This window comes from Confluentibacter sediminis, assembly GCF_003258355.1.
GTDB lineage: Bacteria > Bacteroidota > Bacteroidia > Flavobacteriales > Flavobacteriaceae > Confluentibacter > Confluentibacter sediminis.
This window is the reverse complement of record NZ_QKPO01000017.1, coordinates 59539-76839: the sequence shown is the minus strand read 5'-3', so window position 1 is coordinate 76839 and position 17301 is coordinate 59539. Positions and strand designations below refer to the sequence as shown.

15 protein-coding genes are annotated in these 17301 nt (G+C 38.2%); 8 read left to right on the top strand and 7 right to left on the bottom strand.

What is annotated here, in order from left to right; genetic code table 11:
* Window positions 1-3: 3 nt before the first annotated feature.
* A complete protein-coding gene (locus DKT72_RS15185) occupies window positions 4-774 on the top strand; it encodes an XRE family transcriptional regulator (RefSeq protein WP_111309593.1) in 771 nt (256 codons plus the stop codon).
* A complete protein-coding gene (locus tag DKT72_RS15180; protein ID WP_111309592.1) occupies window positions 774-2150 on the top strand; it encodes an exonuclease domain-containing protein in 1377 nt (458 codons plus the stop codon). Before DKT72_RS15185 ends, DKT72_RS15180 begins: the two co-directional genes overlap by 1 nt.
* Here the strand turns inward: DKT72_RS15180 and DKT72_RS15175 are convergent.
* The 6 genes from DKT72_RS15175 to DKT72_RS15150 form a co-directional block, all read right to left on the bottom strand.
* Window positions 2119-3561, bottom strand: a complete 1443-nt coding sequence (locus DKT72_RS15175; RefSeq protein WP_235841736.1) for a type IV secretory system conjugative DNA transfer family protein — start codon at window positions 3559-3561, stop codon at window positions 2119-2121. The genes DKT72_RS15180 and DKT72_RS15175 overlap by 32 nt on opposite strands.
* A gap of 2 nt (window positions 3562-3563) precedes the next feature.
* Window positions 3564-4598, bottom strand: coding sequence for a MobB family relaxase (gene mobB / locus DKT72_RS15170; RefSeq protein WP_111309590.1), 1035 nt, complete (start codon window positions 4596-4598; stop codon window positions 3564-3566).
* On the bottom strand, window positions 4561-5145 hold the full coding sequence (locus DKT72_RS15165) for a BfmA/BtgA family mobilization protein (RefSeq protein WP_317048446.1): 585 nt from the start codon (window positions 5143-5145) through the stop codon (window positions 4561-4563). The genes mobB and DKT72_RS15165 overlap by 38 nt, the downstream gene beginning before the upstream one ends.
* Before the next feature lie 378 nt (window positions 5146-5523).
* On the bottom strand, window positions 5524-5721 hold the full coding sequence (locus tag DKT72_RS15160; RefSeq protein ID WP_111309588.1) for a hypothetical protein: 198 nt from the start codon (window positions 5719-5721) through the stop codon (window positions 5524-5526).
* A gap of 15 nt (window positions 5722-5736) precedes the next feature.
* Window positions 5737-6189: a JAB domain-containing protein gene (locus DKT72_RS15155; RefSeq protein ID WP_111309634.1), complete on the bottom strand. Its 453-nt coding sequence runs from the start codon at window positions 6187-6189 to the stop codon at window positions 5737-5739.
* A gap of 114 nt (window positions 6190-6303) precedes the next feature.
* Window positions 6304-6642, bottom strand: a complete 339-nt coding sequence (locus DKT72_RS15150) for a single-stranded DNA-binding protein (protein ID WP_111309587.1) — start codon at window positions 6640-6642, stop codon at window positions 6304-6306.
* A 709-nt stretch (window positions 6643-7351) separates the two neighbouring features.
* On the opposite strand from DKT72_RS15150, the gene DKT72_RS15145 reads away from it, so the two are divergent.
* From DKT72_RS15145 to DKT72_RS15135, 3 genes are read left to right on the top strand one after another with little or no spacing between them, the layout of a single operon-like run.
* Complete coding sequence (locus DKT72_RS15145; protein WP_111309586.1) at window positions 7352-7570, top strand: type II toxin-antitoxin system Y4mF family antitoxin; 219 nt, start codon at window positions 7352-7354, stop codon at window positions 7568-7570.
* The gene (locus tag DKT72_RS15140; RefSeq protein WP_111309585.1) at window positions 7567-7902 is read left to right on the top strand and encodes a HipA N-terminal domain-containing protein; all 336 of its coding nucleotides are present in this window, start codon (window positions 7567-7569) and stop codon (window positions 7900-7902) included. The genes DKT72_RS15145 and DKT72_RS15140 overlap by 4 nt, the downstream gene beginning before the upstream one ends.
* A complete protein-coding gene (locus tag DKT72_RS15135; RefSeq protein WP_111309584.1) occupies window positions 7892-8830 on the top strand; it encodes a HipA domain-containing protein in 939 nt (312 codons plus the stop codon). The genes DKT72_RS15140 and DKT72_RS15135 overlap by 11 nt, the downstream gene beginning before the upstream one ends.
* A gap of 1410 nt (window positions 8831-10240) precedes the next feature.
* Here the strand turns inward: DKT72_RS15135 and DKT72_RS15130 are convergent.
* Window positions 10241-10804 carry an RNA polymerase sigma-70 factor gene (locus tag DKT72_RS15130; RefSeq protein ID WP_111309583.1) on the bottom strand — a complete coding sequence of 188 codons (564 nt, stop codon included), beginning with the start codon at window positions 10802-10804 and terminating at the stop codon, window positions 10241-10243.
* Between the two features lie 119 nt (window positions 10805-10923).
* Here DKT72_RS15130 and DKT72_RS15125 point away from each other — a divergent pair, with 119 nt between their 5' ends.
* The 3 genes from DKT72_RS15125 (at window position 10924) to DKT72_RS15115 (ending at window position 17154) form a co-directional block, all read left to right on the top strand.
* Window positions 10924-12075, top strand: a complete 1152-nt coding sequence (locus DKT72_RS15125; RefSeq protein ID WP_111309582.1) for a FecR family protein — start codon at window positions 10924-10926, stop codon at window positions 12073-12075.
* A gap of 171 nt (window positions 12076-12246) precedes the next feature.
* Window positions 12247-15771: a SusC/RagA family TonB-linked outer membrane protein gene (locus DKT72_RS15120; protein ID WP_111309581.1), complete on the top strand. Its 3525-nt coding sequence runs from the start codon at window positions 12247-12249 to the stop codon at window positions 15769-15771.
* A gap of 24 nt (window positions 15772-15795) precedes the next feature.
* On the top strand, window positions 15796-17154 hold the full coding sequence (locus tag DKT72_RS15115; RefSeq protein WP_111309580.1) for a RagB/SusD family nutrient uptake outer membrane protein: 1359 nt from the start codon (window positions 15796-15798) through the stop codon (window positions 17152-17154).
* The last annotated feature ends 147 nt before the right edge of the window (window positions 17155-17301 follow it).

Sequence of the window (17301 nt, the reverse complement as noted above, 5' to 3'; positions counted from 1 at the left end):
ATTATGAAAATGATTTCAAAAAACCTCAAACATTTAAGGGGACTTAAAAAGCTATCCCAAGAAGCTTTGGCAGATGAACTCCAGGTCCCACGCTCCAGAATTGGCTCCTACGAAGAAGAACGTTCAGCACCCACCATAGAGATGTTGATTAAAATCTCTGATTATTTTAAATTGCCCATTGATATTTTGTTGAGAAATGACCTAACAAAAGCAACGGACTCCTCTTTTATAGATATTGGAAACCAACGCATCTTGTTCCCGATCACTGTGGACAATGATAATAACAACTTGATTGAGGTCGTTCCAATAAAAGCCTCAGCAGGGTATTTAGCAGGCTACGATGACCCTGAGTATATCGAACAATTACAAAAAATAAAGCTACCCTTTTTGCCCACGGGAAAACACAGGGCCTTTCCCATCAAGGGCGATTCCATGCTGCCCATGAAAAGTGGCTCTTATGTGGTGGGTCGCTATGTGGAAGACCGAAGCGAAATAAAAAGTGGCAGAACCTATGTCTTGGTGACCCTAAATGATGGCATGGTGTATAAGCGGGTGATAAATAATATTGAACTCAATAATTCATTGTTACTAATATCAGATAACAAAGCATACCATGACTACAGCATCCCCATAGACGAAGTCCTTGAATTATGGGAGTTCACGTGCAGCATCAATACCCAGGAATATAGTGAACAGGACCTGAAAATAAGCAGTATCATAAGTATGTTCAATGATTTGGGAGTTGAATTGAAAGCTTTGGAAAAAATGCGGTAATGTATACGATTGTTGATATTGAGACTACAGGGCAAGGCAATAAAATAACGGAGATATCCATTTTCAAATATGATGGCAGCAAAGTTATTGATGAGTTCACATCCTTGGTCAATCCTGAAAGTTATATACCCGATTACATCACGGCCTTGACAGGTATTGATAATCTCATGGTTGCCAATGCACCTACTTTTTCAGAAATCGCACAGCGAATTCTGGACATCACGGATGGAAGCATCTTTGTGGCCCACAGTGTCAATTTCGATTACAATGTGATTCGTAATGAGTTCAAAGCGATAGGTATGGATTTCACAAGAAAAAAACTGTGCACGGTTCGGCTCTCCAGAAAATTAATCCCGGGACATAAGTCCTATAGCTTAGGCAAGATTTGCCATGCCCTTGACATTGATATCAACGGCAGGCATAGGGCAAGAGGCGATGCTGAAGCCACGGTCATTCTTTTTGAAAGGTTATTGAGTACCAAGGATTCTGAAACCGTGTTCAATGATTTTCTTAAAAAATCCTCTAAGGAAGCCACCTTACCGCCACATTTACCGAGTGCCGTTTTTAACGCCATCCCAAACGAAGCAGGTATTTACTATTTTAAGAATAAAAAAGGAAAGGTTATTTATGTGGGCAAAGCAAAGGATTTAAAGAAACGTGTTTTAGGTCATTTTTACAATAAAACGGAACGGGAGCTTAACCTCTGTCGGGAAACGGCACACATTGATTTTGAACTATCCGGCAGTGAGCTCATCGCACTTCTGATGGAAGATGCTGCCATAAAACATTACTTTCCAGAGTATAATCGAGCTTCCAAAAGAACACCCAAGGCCTATGCTATATTCAATTTTGAAGACAGACATGGCATCATCCATTTAGCCTATAACACGTTAAAAGCAACACCCCATCCATTACAGACCTTTTACAACATAACGGATTGCAGGCAATTTCTGGAACGTCTTTGCATCCAATTTGAATTATGTCCTAAGTATTGCCATCTGCAGGAAGGCGTTGGCCAATGTTCCCATTATTCCATTACATCCTGCAAAGGTATTTGTGTTGAAAATGAATCTGTCGATGACTACAACATCCGTGTTCAAAATGCCATAAAGCACACCATTGAAAACTCCAGGGATGTTATCATCAAGGAAAAAGGAAGGTATCCAGAAGAAGACGCTTTTGTCCTAATAAAAAACAACGTCTATTTAGGGTATGGTTTCATTGATAGTTCTGAACAAATTACAAGCCATGAAGATATAGAGACCAATTTGATCCCACAAAAGAATAATGTGGATGTGCAGAAGATTTTACGCAGCTATTTGTTTAACGGTCCCCAGCAACCAACTATTGTTCATTCTTGCCCGAGAGCGTTCTAATATCCCGATAGATACCTTCATGCTGCCATCTCAACTCATCATCAGAATATATCACATGGCTCTCGGGCCTGGTTTTTTCTATTTTTTGCAATTTAAACTGCACCTTTCGATCCTTACCATCCGCAAAAGCCACAAACTCTCCCTGTTTCAATCTAAAGAATATCCCGGCACGTCTTTTCGAGACTTCCTTCTCCCCTTTGGTGATACGACTTTCCAAAGTGAGTCCACTGCTCCTACTAATGCTTTTGGTGGGTATTTTAATGATTTCAAAAAACTGTTCATAGTATTTGGCGGTATCAGGGTCATTGACCTTTCCAAAAAACTGATAAGATAGGTTACTTAAAATGGCCTTACTGGCCTTGTCCCCATAAAGCATGTCATTCTGGATTTTATCCTGCATGACATACATCGTGGCAATATCATAGCTTCTAAGCGTTGCCGGAATGCGGTGCATGTTGGTCAATTTTATGGTTGGGGCCTCTTCCATCAGCACAAAGGCAGACTGTTGGTTTCTAACACTCATTTGTTTGATGACGGTATGCATGATGGCAGCAATGATCGGTGCATATGCCGATTCGTATTTTGGATTATTGACAATGGAGATGATCGAAGGATTATCACTGCTATTGATATTTAAAGGCACACCATCCTCAGATAGTACCATGAACAGCTTTTGGGAGCTTATTTTTTTTAAGGCATTGGACAGGGTACTTTTTACCCCTGCGGTCTGTTTTTCGGATTCGATGCCATTGATAAAGGCACTAGCCATGCTTTTTGCAATCAGATTCGAGCTTAGGAATGCCACCAGCTTTTTGGTCGACATACTTTGGAAAGCGGCTATAACATGGGGCAAAGTACAAAACTTGGGATAATCGGTCTTTAATTTCCAGATCAGGCCAGCCAATAGCCCTTCCACGGCATCGTTAAAAAAACGGGCTGTGGCATTGGACTGTTCCCCTTGTTCCAAAAGGTTTTCCACAAGCACCCTTGATAGCTCATTGACGCTCTCCTCATTGGGCAGGTAGTGCGGGGCGATCGGATTGACCTTGTGGTGGATGGTATCAAATGCTATGGTATAGAATGTCACTTCTGGGCTGTCCCTGAATAAGGGGTAGGCGATTTCGGTCAGTTCAAAATCCTTATAGTCATGGATAATGCCACAAAAACCATACTTGCTGACATGTTGCAACAAATTATAGACCACACTTTCCGTCTTTCCACTACCGGCCGAACCAATGATTGAGACCCCACGCCTAAGGTTGTCCAATTTGAAATGCCCATATTTGAGCTTAAAATGGACTTGGTACTTTTTGGGGATGTTGATTTGGTCCTGTAATAAAAACGCATACAAAAGCAACCCCAAGAAGAGCATTCCCATGAATCCATATACTATGTTAAAACCGAAATCCATAATCATATACCAATGGAACCCGATTCCAAGGCCTTACCCAGAACTCGCTTTACGTGTTTGATGGCCTTCATTACCAATTGCACCTTATTGGTCGGGAGGTTCATGAGCGGGGTGTTCAGCCCTGCCTGCCCCAGCAATTTAAAGGCGATGGCTTTCTCGTTGCTTGGCAAGCCCAAAATATTGGCATAATACATTTGAGGCTGCTTGACCAGTGTTTTTCTGGCTTGGTAGGTTTCCACATAGTTTCGTTTGTACTGAAATAAGGAATCAAAAGTGGACTCAGATGCTCCAAAGAACCGATCCCTATCAAACCCACGCTTGACCATTTTACCATTCATTTCCACCTCAGACGCCTTGTACTTACTCCCTGGGGACAAGCTGTAGCGGTTGGACTGGTCTTTTCTACTCACGATGATATGGATGTGGGATTGGGATCCCTCCTTGGCCATGCCCTGGGTAATCATTTGTCCGTTGAGTTGATGGGGAGCCTCCCGTTCCAATTGTTGGATCTGTTGCATTTTTGAAGCGATGTCACCTGAAAGCTTTCCACTATGGATTTGCTGAATCTCGTTCTTTAAAGCGACGATTTTCCCATAATACGGGGCATTGTCCCGAATCACCTTATCGGTGCCCTTATAGGTCCGTTCATGTTCTATTTTGGCATAGTATTTTATATCGTCTACGGTGATGGGCCTACCATCAATCTCACGATGGAAGGATGCCGCGTACACCTTCATGACCTCCCGTGTGTATTGTCTTAAATCTTCAGAATGGTTTGTCAGGTGCTTCAGTTCCTGTTGGCTTGGATTAAGGGTTATGGAATAGAATTTGGGTTCTGTTTTTTTGAGCTTGGCGGTATTGTTATCAATATCACGAATGACTTCCTTAGAGGAGATTTGGTCGCCATGTTGGTTGAAAAAGGGCTCCATGTCCTCCATGGATTTACCTTCATTTTCCTTTTCCAGATACGCAACAAAATCAGCCACGCCCTGTCCATAATTATCGCCTAGTTTCTGTGGTGTTATGGTGATGTACATGTTCCAATTTTTGTTTTATGGTTTCAAGGGCTTCATTGGTGATGTTCAAACGGTAATGCCCGATACCGAAATTGTTCCGGACGTATTTTACCTTTTTGAGCAATCCCTTGGTCTCTTGTTTTAAATCGTTATAGGCCTCTTGGGTTTTGTAATAGGCATTTTTATAATGGTTTAGTTCTTCATTTTCGGGAAGTAACTTGGGCTCCCCAAAATCAAATGTCTCATTTTCATCAGGTTCTATTTGGGACATCTGTTCAAATAAGGTTTGCAGAATGGCCGTGGTTGGTTTGTGGTGCATCTTCTCAATGTTCTTGATAATGGCAATGACGGCATTGGAGCGTTTTATGATCTGTCCCTTTAAGGAAGCTAAGGTCTCGCCAAGACGGTCTTCCGGTGACACCCCATTATCCTCAAAAAATTCGACCATAAGCCTCAAGGCCATGGACTGCGATTTGGAGATGCTCTTGCAGTAATTCCTGAATTTCTTGGCTACGGACGTTTTGATGCTCAGGCTCTCAAACCGTTCCCTTTCATATCCCTGGTCCATTTTTCCGTGAAAAATTTGCTGATTTTATTGGGCTGCGACGATTTTTCCGTGAAAACCACCTTACCCCCTATTATTCCAATCTCCTCAATCCCTTTATTTATAAGGGATTGTGCAAAAATCGATTCCCGTAACATCGCCCTGCGTGTTACCCTCTTGCTACTCGATTTCGTCCCGTCAGGGACCAAAATTTTCAGACGCCCAACCAAGGTCGGATGTCCTATTTTTAATTTATGGATTGGTCATTTTAGGAAAGTCAAATCAAAAAACACAATGACCAAAAGATGTTGGTATGCAACGTTATAAAGATAATATTTTCAGTTAATTACGCATAAAAAAAGCCCATCATAATAAATGGGCTTGTTTGGTTCGGTTTGATGTTCATATTTTGAAAACATACTTATAATTGTATAGATTTCGTATCGCTTCTTCTTCCAACAGGGTATCGTAATTAACGTTGTGTTCCCTGGCATAGTTCCTTAATTGCTCCCCAAAACGCTTTTCCACATCTTTTTTTGATTTGGAAATCAAGTATAATTGGGTTTCGTTATCGAGGTTGTTGTAATTTAAATAGACCATAATTGAGGTGTTAAATCATAATATACCGTTATCCGAAAAGCTGTAATACCCACCATCTGGGGCAATGATGATATGGTCCAACACTTTCACATCAAAAAAAGCAGCTGCATTCTTGATTTTTTCGGTGAGCTGCTTGTCCGCTTCACTGGGCATCAACTTTCCACTCGGATGGCTATGCGATAAAATCACCCCCACCGAAAGGGATTTCAAAATGACGGCAAATAAAATGCGGACGTCCACCAAGGTTCCGGTAATGCCACCAGTGGATAATTGATAAATCCCCTTGATTTTATTGGAGTTGTTCAATAATAGCACCTTAAAGGATTCCTGTATGCATATGGTGTCCTTATCCCATGTCTCAAAAAGTAGTCTTCCTGCATCAGCTGAATTTTTAATGACCGGGGAATCTGATAGGGCAATTTTCTCTTTGTAACTGATTTTTACTTCGTTAACTTTGTCTTTACTCATTTCTGAATATTTGCTTTGGAATTCGTGAATCTTCGATTTCATTGTTTTGTCTTTAGAGATTAATAATGAAAAGAGGGCACAACTTTTCCAGAGAGATGCCCTCTTTATTTTTGTTTACTCGTTGCCTCCCAAAAGGAGTATTTCGCTCACTACCACTTCGGTCACATAGCACTTTGTACCATTCTTGTCCTCATAACTTCTTGAGGTCAGTTTGCCCACAATGGCAACTTCTTTTCCTTTTGTCACATATTTTTCAATAATGTTTGCCGTTCTGCCCCAAGCCACGATAGTGTGCCAATCCGTTTGGGTCTGTTTTTCGCCTTTGGCATTCTTGTAATGCTCATTGGTAGCCAATGGAAATTTTGCTACTTTTTTTCCGTTTTCCAAGGTTGTAATTGTTGGGTCTTGTCCGACGTTTCCAATTAACTGTACATTGTTTTTTAATGTTCCCATAATTAAATTGATTTAGTATCTACAAAAAGCAGATGGGATTAATATTCAGTGATTTACTTATTGTATCCAGAAGCGTTTTTCTTTTTTGATTTTTTTTAGTGCCACTTCCTTTTTGGATATTTTGATATGATTTCATAATCTGATATTTTGATTTACTTCCCGTAGAGCCGTCAGCTGTTATCTTTTTTTGATGCCTGTTGTGATTCAATATTCAGGCTTGGTAAGACGTATAAAAAAGAGCGAGGCACGAGCCTGGCTTTATGCCGTCGTCCAAGAATGAATGTTGTTGTTTTGCTGCCAAAAAAAGATGGGACAGTGATGGCTCGGAAGTGGATTAAAAAACCTTGTGAAATTTAAAATAGTGGGAAGTGGGACTTATTGGACTAATCTTATATCTCTTGCTATTCAAGGTTTTCTATTTTAGATTGAAATTTAAAACTGCGGGTTGGCTAAAAATATGGGTTGTGGTATTTTAGGTCTTTATAAATAAAATGGTCTAAAATACCACCACTCATATTAGGCGGAGCTGTAAGCTTTTATTTTTGAGTGCATGTAGTGAGCGAAATGCAGGAAAAGATATGTGCTGGAAGCATGGGGTTTCATAATAAAATTATACGTATATACATATAAAATAAAGTTTAACTATAAAAATATACGTATTTACATATAATTCACTATATTTGATTAAAATTATATCTAAAAACATATAATGAAAGAGCTATCTGAATTTGTAAAAGCACGTAGAAAAGACGTTAATCTTACCCAAGAAGAGTTTGCAGAGCGTGCTGGTGTTGCCTTGACTGTGATTAGGAAAATAGAACAAGGCAAAACCAATTTGAACATGGATAAGGTAAACCTTGTACTAAGTATGTTTGGTCATGAGCTTGCCCCCATAGATTCTAAAGCTCTTAAAAACCATCAAGAATGAGAAAAGCATCTATATTTTACAATGACCTAATTGCAGGTATTCTCACCGAAACCGATGATGGCGACTACCTATTTGAATACAGCAAAGACTACGTTAAAAACCATAGCAATCAATTCATAACCTTTACAATGCCTGTTCGAGAAGAAGCCTATAAAGATAATCGGTTATTTCCATTCTTTGAAGGTTTAATTCCTGAAGGCTGGCTATTGAACATAGCGACTAAAAACTGGAAATTAAACCCTAATGATCGTATGGGATTATTACTAGCTTGTTGCCAAAACTGTATAGGAGCTGTTAGTGTCCAACCAATAAGAGAAGATAATGAAGCCTAATTGTTTATACTGTTACAAACCTCTAGACCATGAAATTGACTTTCATAAAGCATGTAGCCTATCATTTTTTGGAACAGAAACCCCTCCAAAACTAGAGTATTCATTAAACCAAATGTCTGAACTCGCAAAGGACGTTATTGAACGCAGTGTCGCTGTTCCAGGCGTACAGCCAAAACTATCCCTGTCGATAGTAGATGATTTGACACAAAACACAAACTTTCGATTAACAGTTGTTGGTGCTTTAGGTGGAAATTTCATTTTTAAACCACCATCAAAGGACTATCCCGGCATGCCACAAAATGAGCATGTAACCATGCGTATTGCAGAAGCATATGGTATACAAACTGTAAAGTCTAGTTTAATTCGTTTACAGTCTGGAGAGTTGTCCTATATCACAAAACGCATTGACAGGACAGATGATAACCAAAAGATTCATATGTTAGATATGTTCCAAATTACCGAAGCCTTCGACAAATACAAAAGTTCTATGGAAAAAATAGGCAAAGCTTTGGGCACATATTCAAGCAATACGATATTGGACAAAATTTTCTTTTTTGAATTAGCCCTCTTTAGTTTCATAACAGGAAATAATGACATGCATCTTAAAAACTTCTCGATGATTCAATCTAATTCTGGTTGGTTGCTATCTCCTGCTTATGACTTACTCAATGTAACCATCATAAATCCTGGAGATAAAGAAGAAATGGCATTAACTATTGAAGGTAAAAAAAGTAGACTAAATCGTTCTAATTTTGAAGCTCTTGGCAAAAGCCTAAATTTAACAGATAAGCAAATCGCAGGTGTTTTTAAACGTTTTAACAAAAATAAATCAATAGCTATTAAATGGATTGAAAACTCGTTTTTATCTGATAATATGAAGGCTCAATACATAGAATTGCTTAATGAGCGAAATACAAGAATCATTTGAAAAAATAGAATTGCAATAAATATTATAAAAACATTATAATATCTCATTTCTTCTCATAGTGGTAGGTTATCAATTTCATCTCCTAACCTGCAAAAAACGGTTAAATTTAACCACTGAAAACGGAATTTTTTGAGCCACTTAAAAACTCACTTCAGCCGAAGATATAAAAGGGTTTGCAATAATTATTGCTATGTTCACTTTTATCCGCTGGAGGTGGCACACCTTGACCGCCCTATCCAATAATATCGTTGTACACCATTAGCTTGGAATCCATTTTTAGTACAGCCGTGGTTACATTTTTTACAGAGCATAAATTGTAAACCGTTAGATCAAGCCGCTAAAATATACTCGATATATTTAATAGAACTAAGGTTTATCCTTGATATTGATAAGGCAAGTAGTTTTTAACCGCTAATCTGAGCCATCAGGTTTAAGGACATACCGATTTTAGTGGCGTTAAGGTCCATAAATAAAATCGGGCATATCTAAATACACCCGATTTAAAATTTTATTATTCAACACTTATTTAATTATTAAATAGTTATGTTTTAAAATTACAAAAACCACTAATTTGAGACACTACCCTTTTATGATTGTTCTAAAATGCATACTGTCATATTTACATATGATAATCGGAAAATATCCGATTAACTAACCCAAATTTAACAATAATATGTCAAAAAACAATCACATAATCGGAAATTTTCCGATTATGTGATTAAATAATTACATTTTTATAGGTTTTTGTATTTAAGTTCGATTGTTCATTCAATTTTATTTAAAGTAACTTTCGTTGTAAAATACAACATACAACAAGCAGGGTTTTCTACTGTACACTGATGGTAGGTGTCAGATTTCAATATTTTGGATGTCCAGATTATTTATAGGCTCGTCTATAATACCTGATGATTGATGTGAAATTGTCAATCCATAAACCATCACCCGTATTATTTCTCCACCACTTAAAAATTCACTTGATTTAGCCCAATTCTCTTAATGATAGAAATCGATTAAGCCTTGTTTTTATTTAATGCTCTGCATTGGGAAGGCAGTAAATTCTTGGGCTTGTAGTAAATATTCATTTGGTATCAAGCTTAGAAGAGGATAATCCTACTTGTAATGATATCTTGATTTTTGAAGTGTTCGTAAAAGTGAACATAGCTTTTGGTTTCAATTTCTGGATGGCCGCTATGGCCCTACCAAGAGGTAAATACGGCTAGATCCCATGGTTTGTGAATTCTTAAGAAGGATCTTACCATCAAAGGAGTTGTTTTTGTTCAGGTTTTTGTAGACTTTTCATAGTGGTTGGCTTCCCTGATGGACAAAGTCTGAAGTTTTTATTATTATGGAAAATATTCGATTGAAATAAGTTTATAGTCGAAAAAAATAACCCTTACATCTTCAGGAAATCTAAATAGTTTTAAGATTAAACACCTTAAGGCAATCTTTGATGAAGACATAAGCCCTACCAACATGGCCTTCAACTGTTTTAATGGACAGGTTCAATACTTTGGCCGTTTCGCTGTATTTAAGCCCTGCCATTTTTGTTTTTAAAAACACCTCTTTACAGCGGTTTGGAAGTTTATCAATACAATATTTGAGTTTGGTCATAAGCTCCTCTCTATACCCTGGTTCAGCGTCTAAAGTTGATATAAATTGCGCCATAGGCTGTTGGTAATAGGAAGCATACATTTTCTGTGTTTTAGCATCTTGGCGAAAAACGTCCATCAGCTTATTGTAGACAATCCGATAAATATAACTCTTAAATGAGTGTTCTTCGCTGATTCCTTTCCTATGGATCCATAGATCGACAAAGGTGTCCTGAACAATATCCTCGGCCAATGATCTATCTGGCGTGTATCTTAAAGCATAGAGGCATAAAGCCTCATAAAATTGATTGTATATAATTTCAAATGCCCTTAGATCCCCCTTTATAAATGATGCGACCACTAATTTGAATTCAGTGTCTTTCAAAGGCTATAAATTTAATATGTAAATTTATGTAAACATAAAGCAATTTGTCCAAAATAAAAAAAATATAGAAAAATAGAGGGTTTTTAATCCTTTTTGAGAATTATTATAAAACAGTCGCAATGCAGCAAAAGCAAATAGACCATCTAATCCTAAAATTCATCCACCAATCCCTATCGCATCAAGATATGGATATGTTGGATTTGTGGTTAAGGGATAAGCAGAACCAAGCGTATTTTAAAGCCTTTTTGGAAACCCATCATTTAATTAACATGGATACTCCATTTATTGGTGACTTTGACCAAATCAAGGCACGATTAAACAGCAACCCTAAGAGAACTCCCTTATCATGGCTGCGTTATGCTGCTGCAGCAATACTAATAATTGGCATGATAGTAGGCGGTTATTTGTATAAGGATAGGTGGTTGGATACCCAAGTCAAGGACCTGCCCGTTGTTATCAATAACCAAATTATACCTGGAGGAAACAAAGCAATATTGACCCTTGAAACGGGTGAGTTTATTGCCCTTGAATCGGGCATGGTTTATGAAAACCAAAGGGCTACAAGTAATGGAGAGGAAATAGTTTATCAAACAGGGGAAGTCACAAAAGGAGAAATAGCCTATAATACGTTGACAATTCCCCGTGGGGGACAGTTTGCAATGGTCCTTTCTGATGGCACGAGAGTTTGGCTTAATTCAGAAAGCCAATTAAAATATCCTGTTAATTTTGTGGAAGGTCAAAGTCGAGAGGTGGAGTTGATCTACGGAGAGGCTTATTTTGATGTATCCCCTAGTATGGAACATAATGGCTCAGACTTTAAAGTGGTTAGCAATAACCAAACTATCCAAGTATTGGGTACGGAATTCAATGTCAAGGCCTACAAAGACGAACCTTTGATTTATACTACGTTGGCTGAGGGGAAAATTGGGTTGAAGTATGGTAATCATACCCAAAACCTAAAACCAGGGGAACAGTCCGTTTTGGACAAGAGTACTCAGAATATAGAAATTAGGAATGTCAACATTAAAGTTGCAACAGCCTGGAGAGAGGGCATCTTTAACTTTATTGATGGTAAGTCCTTGAAAGAGATCATGAAAACATTATCGCGATGGTATGATTTTGAGGTCGTTTTTGAAAAAAAATCACTAGAAGAGGTAAGGTTTAAGGGGATTTTGGGTAAAAGCCAAAGCATAGAGGAAATCCTGTCGGCTATTAAATCCACCTCTATTAATAATTATGAAATATATGAGAAAACCATATACCTGAAATGACCCGGTAAATTTTTCAAACGATGATATAATAAAACTAAAACCTAGAGCCTATGATCAAATAAAGAAATAAAAAAGGAGGAAAAGAGCTGTCACCTTGGTAAGTATAAGCCTTATCCCTCCTGTAAGAAATCAATTAATTAACATCGTAACTAATCAATAACACACAAATTTATGGAAAATAAATTAACTAACCCTGGTTTCCCTCTGGGGAAGCACATACTTAAATTTATGATAAGAACGCTTCTTTTCTTTTACTGTTTGTCCGTTTTCAGTTTGGCACCCGGAGACGTCATTTCACAGAATTCAAGAATCAAAATTGATGAAGATAAAACAATCACTATTGATGAAATATTTTATCTTATCATGAATCAGACAGACTATAAATTCATTTACGAGGAAAATATTTTTGAAGACCTACCAAAGGTTCATCTCAAAAAGGGAGTTATCAGTACAAGTAAGCTATTGAATATTAGTTTAGCAAAAGCTAATTTAAACGTTGTCCTTACAAAAGACAATACGATTCTAATAAAAGAGGCCAATAGCCAACAGCAAATAACGGTTTCCGGAAAGGTGACTGACCAAAGTGGGGTGCCGGTAGTTGGAGCAACCGTTCTAATTAAGGGCACCACCAAGGGAACGGCTACTGATTTTGATGGTGCTTTTTCCATTGCCGTTCCAAATCCTGAAAATGCATTGGTTTTTTCAGCCTTGGGTTTAAAGACCCTGGAAGTAACGGTTGGAAGTCAAAAGACCATAAACGTAATCATGACTGAAGAAATCTCGGAATTGGGAGAGGTCACCTTAGTAAGTACTGGATTTCAAGAGCTGCCAAAGGAAAGAGCTACTGGTTCATTTGTACAAATTGACAATAAATTGTTCAACAGAACGGTTAGTACAGATATCATTACAAGATTGGAAAATATAGTACCAGGTTTGTTGTTCGATAAGAGACAGGTGAGTGATAGCAGAGGAGAAGATATTAGGTCACTACGTATAAGGGGAATCAATAGTATCGAATCGGATAACAGTCCATTAATAGTAGTAGATAATTTTCCATTTGAGGGTGATATAAATACCATAAACCCCAATGATGTTGAGAGTATTACGGTTTTGCGTGATGCTGCATCAGCGTCTATTTGGGGTGCTAGAGCAGCCAATGGTGTCATAGTTATTACCATGAAGAAGGGGCAATGGAACCAACCCCTAAGTGTTTCATTCAATAATAACGTCACCATAGGAGCAACACCTGACTTACATTATTCTCCTGATTTTATTACATCCAAGAATTATATCGAACTGGAACAAACCCTATTTGATAGAGGATTTTATAATAGTGACCTTAATAGTAGTAGGTATCCTGCAATATCTCCAGTGGTAGAACTTTTAGCACAGGAAAGAGATGGTTTAATTTCAACTTCAGAATTAAACCAAGAACTGACTCGTTTGGCTCAATATGATGTTAGGAACGAAGCCGAGAAGTATTTTTACCGAAATAGCCTGAAACAGCAAACCTCATTAAGCCTAAGGGGAGGGAGTCAGAAAGCCGAGTATTACCTATCGGGTGGTTTGGATAGGAATCTAGCCAATAGGGACGGTGATGAACTCAATCGTATAACCTTGGTTTCTAACCAAACCTTTCGCCCTGTCGAGGGACTTGAGCTGAGACTGGGTATAAACATAACCAACCAAAAGCAGAAATCTAATGGTTCTAGTTGGGGTAGTATCGGTACTGAATTGCCATATAATCGATTTGCAGATGATTCCGGCCAATGGCTTCCAGTTACCAATGAGTTGCGCTCTACCTATTTGGATGAGGCAGAAGCCAATGGATTGTTGGATTGGCAGTACCGTCCATTACAGGAAAAGGCATTAAGGGACATAGTTACCCGAACGACAGATTATAGAATTGACATGGGTGTTGGTTATAATTTTTTAAATTATTTCAATATCGACTTAAAATACCAATACCAGCGTTCTGACAGTAAATTAAGAAACAGACAGGACAAGGATAGTTATTTAACAAGGCACCAGGTAAATAGGTTTACCCAAGCCGATGGAACGCGAGTGTTTCCTTATGGGGACGTTTTAGCTCAACGTTATAACCAGCAAATTGCCCATTCAGGTAGGGTACAGCTAAATTACAATCAACGGTTTAATTCTGAACACCGTGTGGATGCCTTAATAGGTATGGAGGTTAGGGAAGTACATGCTACACAAAGCGGATTTAAACTTTTTGGGTATGATGATAATGTGCTTACTTTTAATAATGAATTGGATTTTACGACACGATTTCCTTTGAGGCCTGCTGGTTCATCTTACTTGCCATCGGCTTCAGAAAGCACAGCTGATCTAACTGACCGCTATCTTTCTTATTTTGGAAATGCTTCCTATTCTTTTAAGAATAGATACGTTATTTCTGGAAGTGCAAGGTACGATGCCTCAAATTTATTTGGTGTAAAAGCTAACCAAAAAGGGGTACCCTTATGGTCCTTGGGAGGAAGTTGGGATGTCTCAAAAGAACTTTTTTACAACTCAGAAATCCTACCATACTTGCGTATCAGGACAACGTATGGATATAATGGTAATGTAAATAAATCAGCAACGGCATTTCCAACTGGAAGATATACGGTGGATAGTAACAGGACTAACTTACCTGTTATTGTCCTAAGAAGTCCTGGAAACCCCCAACTTAAATGGGAAAAAGTTGGAATGTTGAACTTGGGATTGGATTTTGGATTTAAAAACCAACGTATTACGGGGTCTGTGGAATATTTCAACAAACTGGGAAGTGATATTATTGGGGAAGTTCCTTTAGATCCAACGGCAGGTCAAGATCTTGGAAATTTAGCTAACAATGTAAATTATGCTAAAACCAAGACCTATGGGATGGACTTTGAAATCAATACCATCAATATAGATCAAGCCTTTCAGTGGACTTCGACTATTTTGTTTAGTTGGACCAAGAACAAAATTTTAGAATTTAACAGTGAATCCATTACGACTAATAATATACTGGCTGGCACTACCAATAATTTTTCCAATCTTCCACAGCAAGGCCGACCTATTGACGGAGTGTATAGCCTCCCTTGGCAAGGCCTTGATCCTAATACTGGGGATCCGATATTAGTGGTTGATGGTCAGCCTTCTAATGACTATCGGGATTATGTTAGAGGCCTAACCTATGAAGACCTTATTTATCACGGCGTTAATGTTGCGCCAGTTTATGGAGCCATCAGGAATAACTTTAGCTGGAAAAACTTTACCCTAAGTGCCAATATTAGTTGGAAAGCCAATTATTACTTTAGAAAGAGCAGTTTAGGTTATGACGGACTTTTTAATGATTTGCAAGTTCATAGCGATTACGCAAACCGTTGGCAACAACCAGGTGATGAATTGATTACACAAGTGCCATCCATGCCTGAATCATCTGACTTTTACAGGGATTTTATGTATCAAGGTTCTGAACTCCATGTGGAAAAGGGTGATCATATAAGACTGGAAGATATTAATTTAAGCTATACACTTAGCAAGAATGCCCAACCGAGATTGCCATTTAGGGAACTTCGCGTATTTGCCAATGCCCGTAACCTAGGGATATTATGGCAAGCGAGCAAAACCGGTTTGGATCCTGATTACCCCAATACAACCTATTTGATCCCAAAGATATATTCTATTGGTGTTAATGTAACATTTTAATGAGAAAAATAAATTATAAAGCATATGAAAAATAATATATATAAATACATTTTCGTCTTGATCACTGTTGTTTTATATGGATGTGATAGTGATTGGTTAGAAGTAAAGCAGAATAAACAACTGGTTGTTCCTGAAACAATAACAGATGTTCAGGCCTTGTTGGATAATTCTTCTAGAATGAATTTTTCAAAAAGCCCCATGTTAGGTGTTATTGGCACGGACAATTTTTATATTCAGGACGAGGATTGGGCCGGCATTAGACCAGAAGAGCAAAATGCAATCATTTGGGCTGAAACTATTTATACGGAACCTACCAGTTATAGCTATAACTCACCTTATTTAGGGGTTTTATATGCGAATGTTGCATTGGAAAGTATCAATAATATTTCACCTACAACTGAAGAGTTGGAAGCGTGGAATAATGCCAAAGGTAGCGCTCTATTCTACAGAGCATGGCTGTTTTTTCAACTGTCGCAAGTGTATTGTAAACAATACGATGTGACAACAGCGGGAACAGATTTGGGAATCGCATTGAGGCTTGAGCCCGATGTAACTATTAAGTCAACACGTTCCACGGTTCAGGAAACGTATGACCGAATTATAAAGGACACTAAGGAAGCCTTGGATTTATTACCCAATATTCCGTTAGTACAGACACGGCCATGTAAAGTTGCCGCTAATGGGTTTCTGGCCAAAGTTTACTTGCAAATGGGAAATTATGAAGAATCCCTAAAATATGCCAAGGCTTCTTTAGATTTAAGTACAACTTTGTTGGATTATAATGATTTAGATCCCAGTGTAACCTATCCTTTTGACCGCTTTAATGAAGAAACTATTTTTATAAGTACGCTTTATCCCTTTTCAGATACATTCAATCGGCATTACATAGATTCAACACTCTATGGATCCTATGATGATAATGATTTGAGAAAGAGCATTTACTACTTTGATGACAACGGCAGGACGGCTTTTAGAGGTACTTATGATGGATCAACTCGCCAATTTAATGGTTTGGCAACGGATGAAATATACCTTATGGCTGCAGAATGTGAAGCACGATTGGAGCATAAGGACCTAGCCATGGATTATTTAAATGATTTGTTGGTTACCCGATGGGCCACCGGGACTTTTGAGCCATTCATAGCAAACAGTAGTGATGAAGCTTTACAGATAGTTCTAAGGGAACGAAGAAAATCCTTGATTTTTAGAGGTTCCCGGTGGATGGATTTAAGGCGATTGAACCAAGAGCCTGAATTTGCCATGACGCTCGAAAGAACCATAAATGGGCAGACGTATACATTACCTCCCAATGATGAACGCTATGTTTTGCCATTACCAGATGATGTAATAGAGCTTTCCGGTATGGAACAGAATCCAAGATAAATTATTGATTTAAATGGGTAAGGTGTGTTTCTGGTGTTTAAAAAAAAGAAATCCACCTTACTCAACATTATCTTTCCTTAAAAAAAGACCTTTCAAAAACTAAGTCCAGGATCTGAGTATTTACATAGATAACCTAAGTGAGGATGG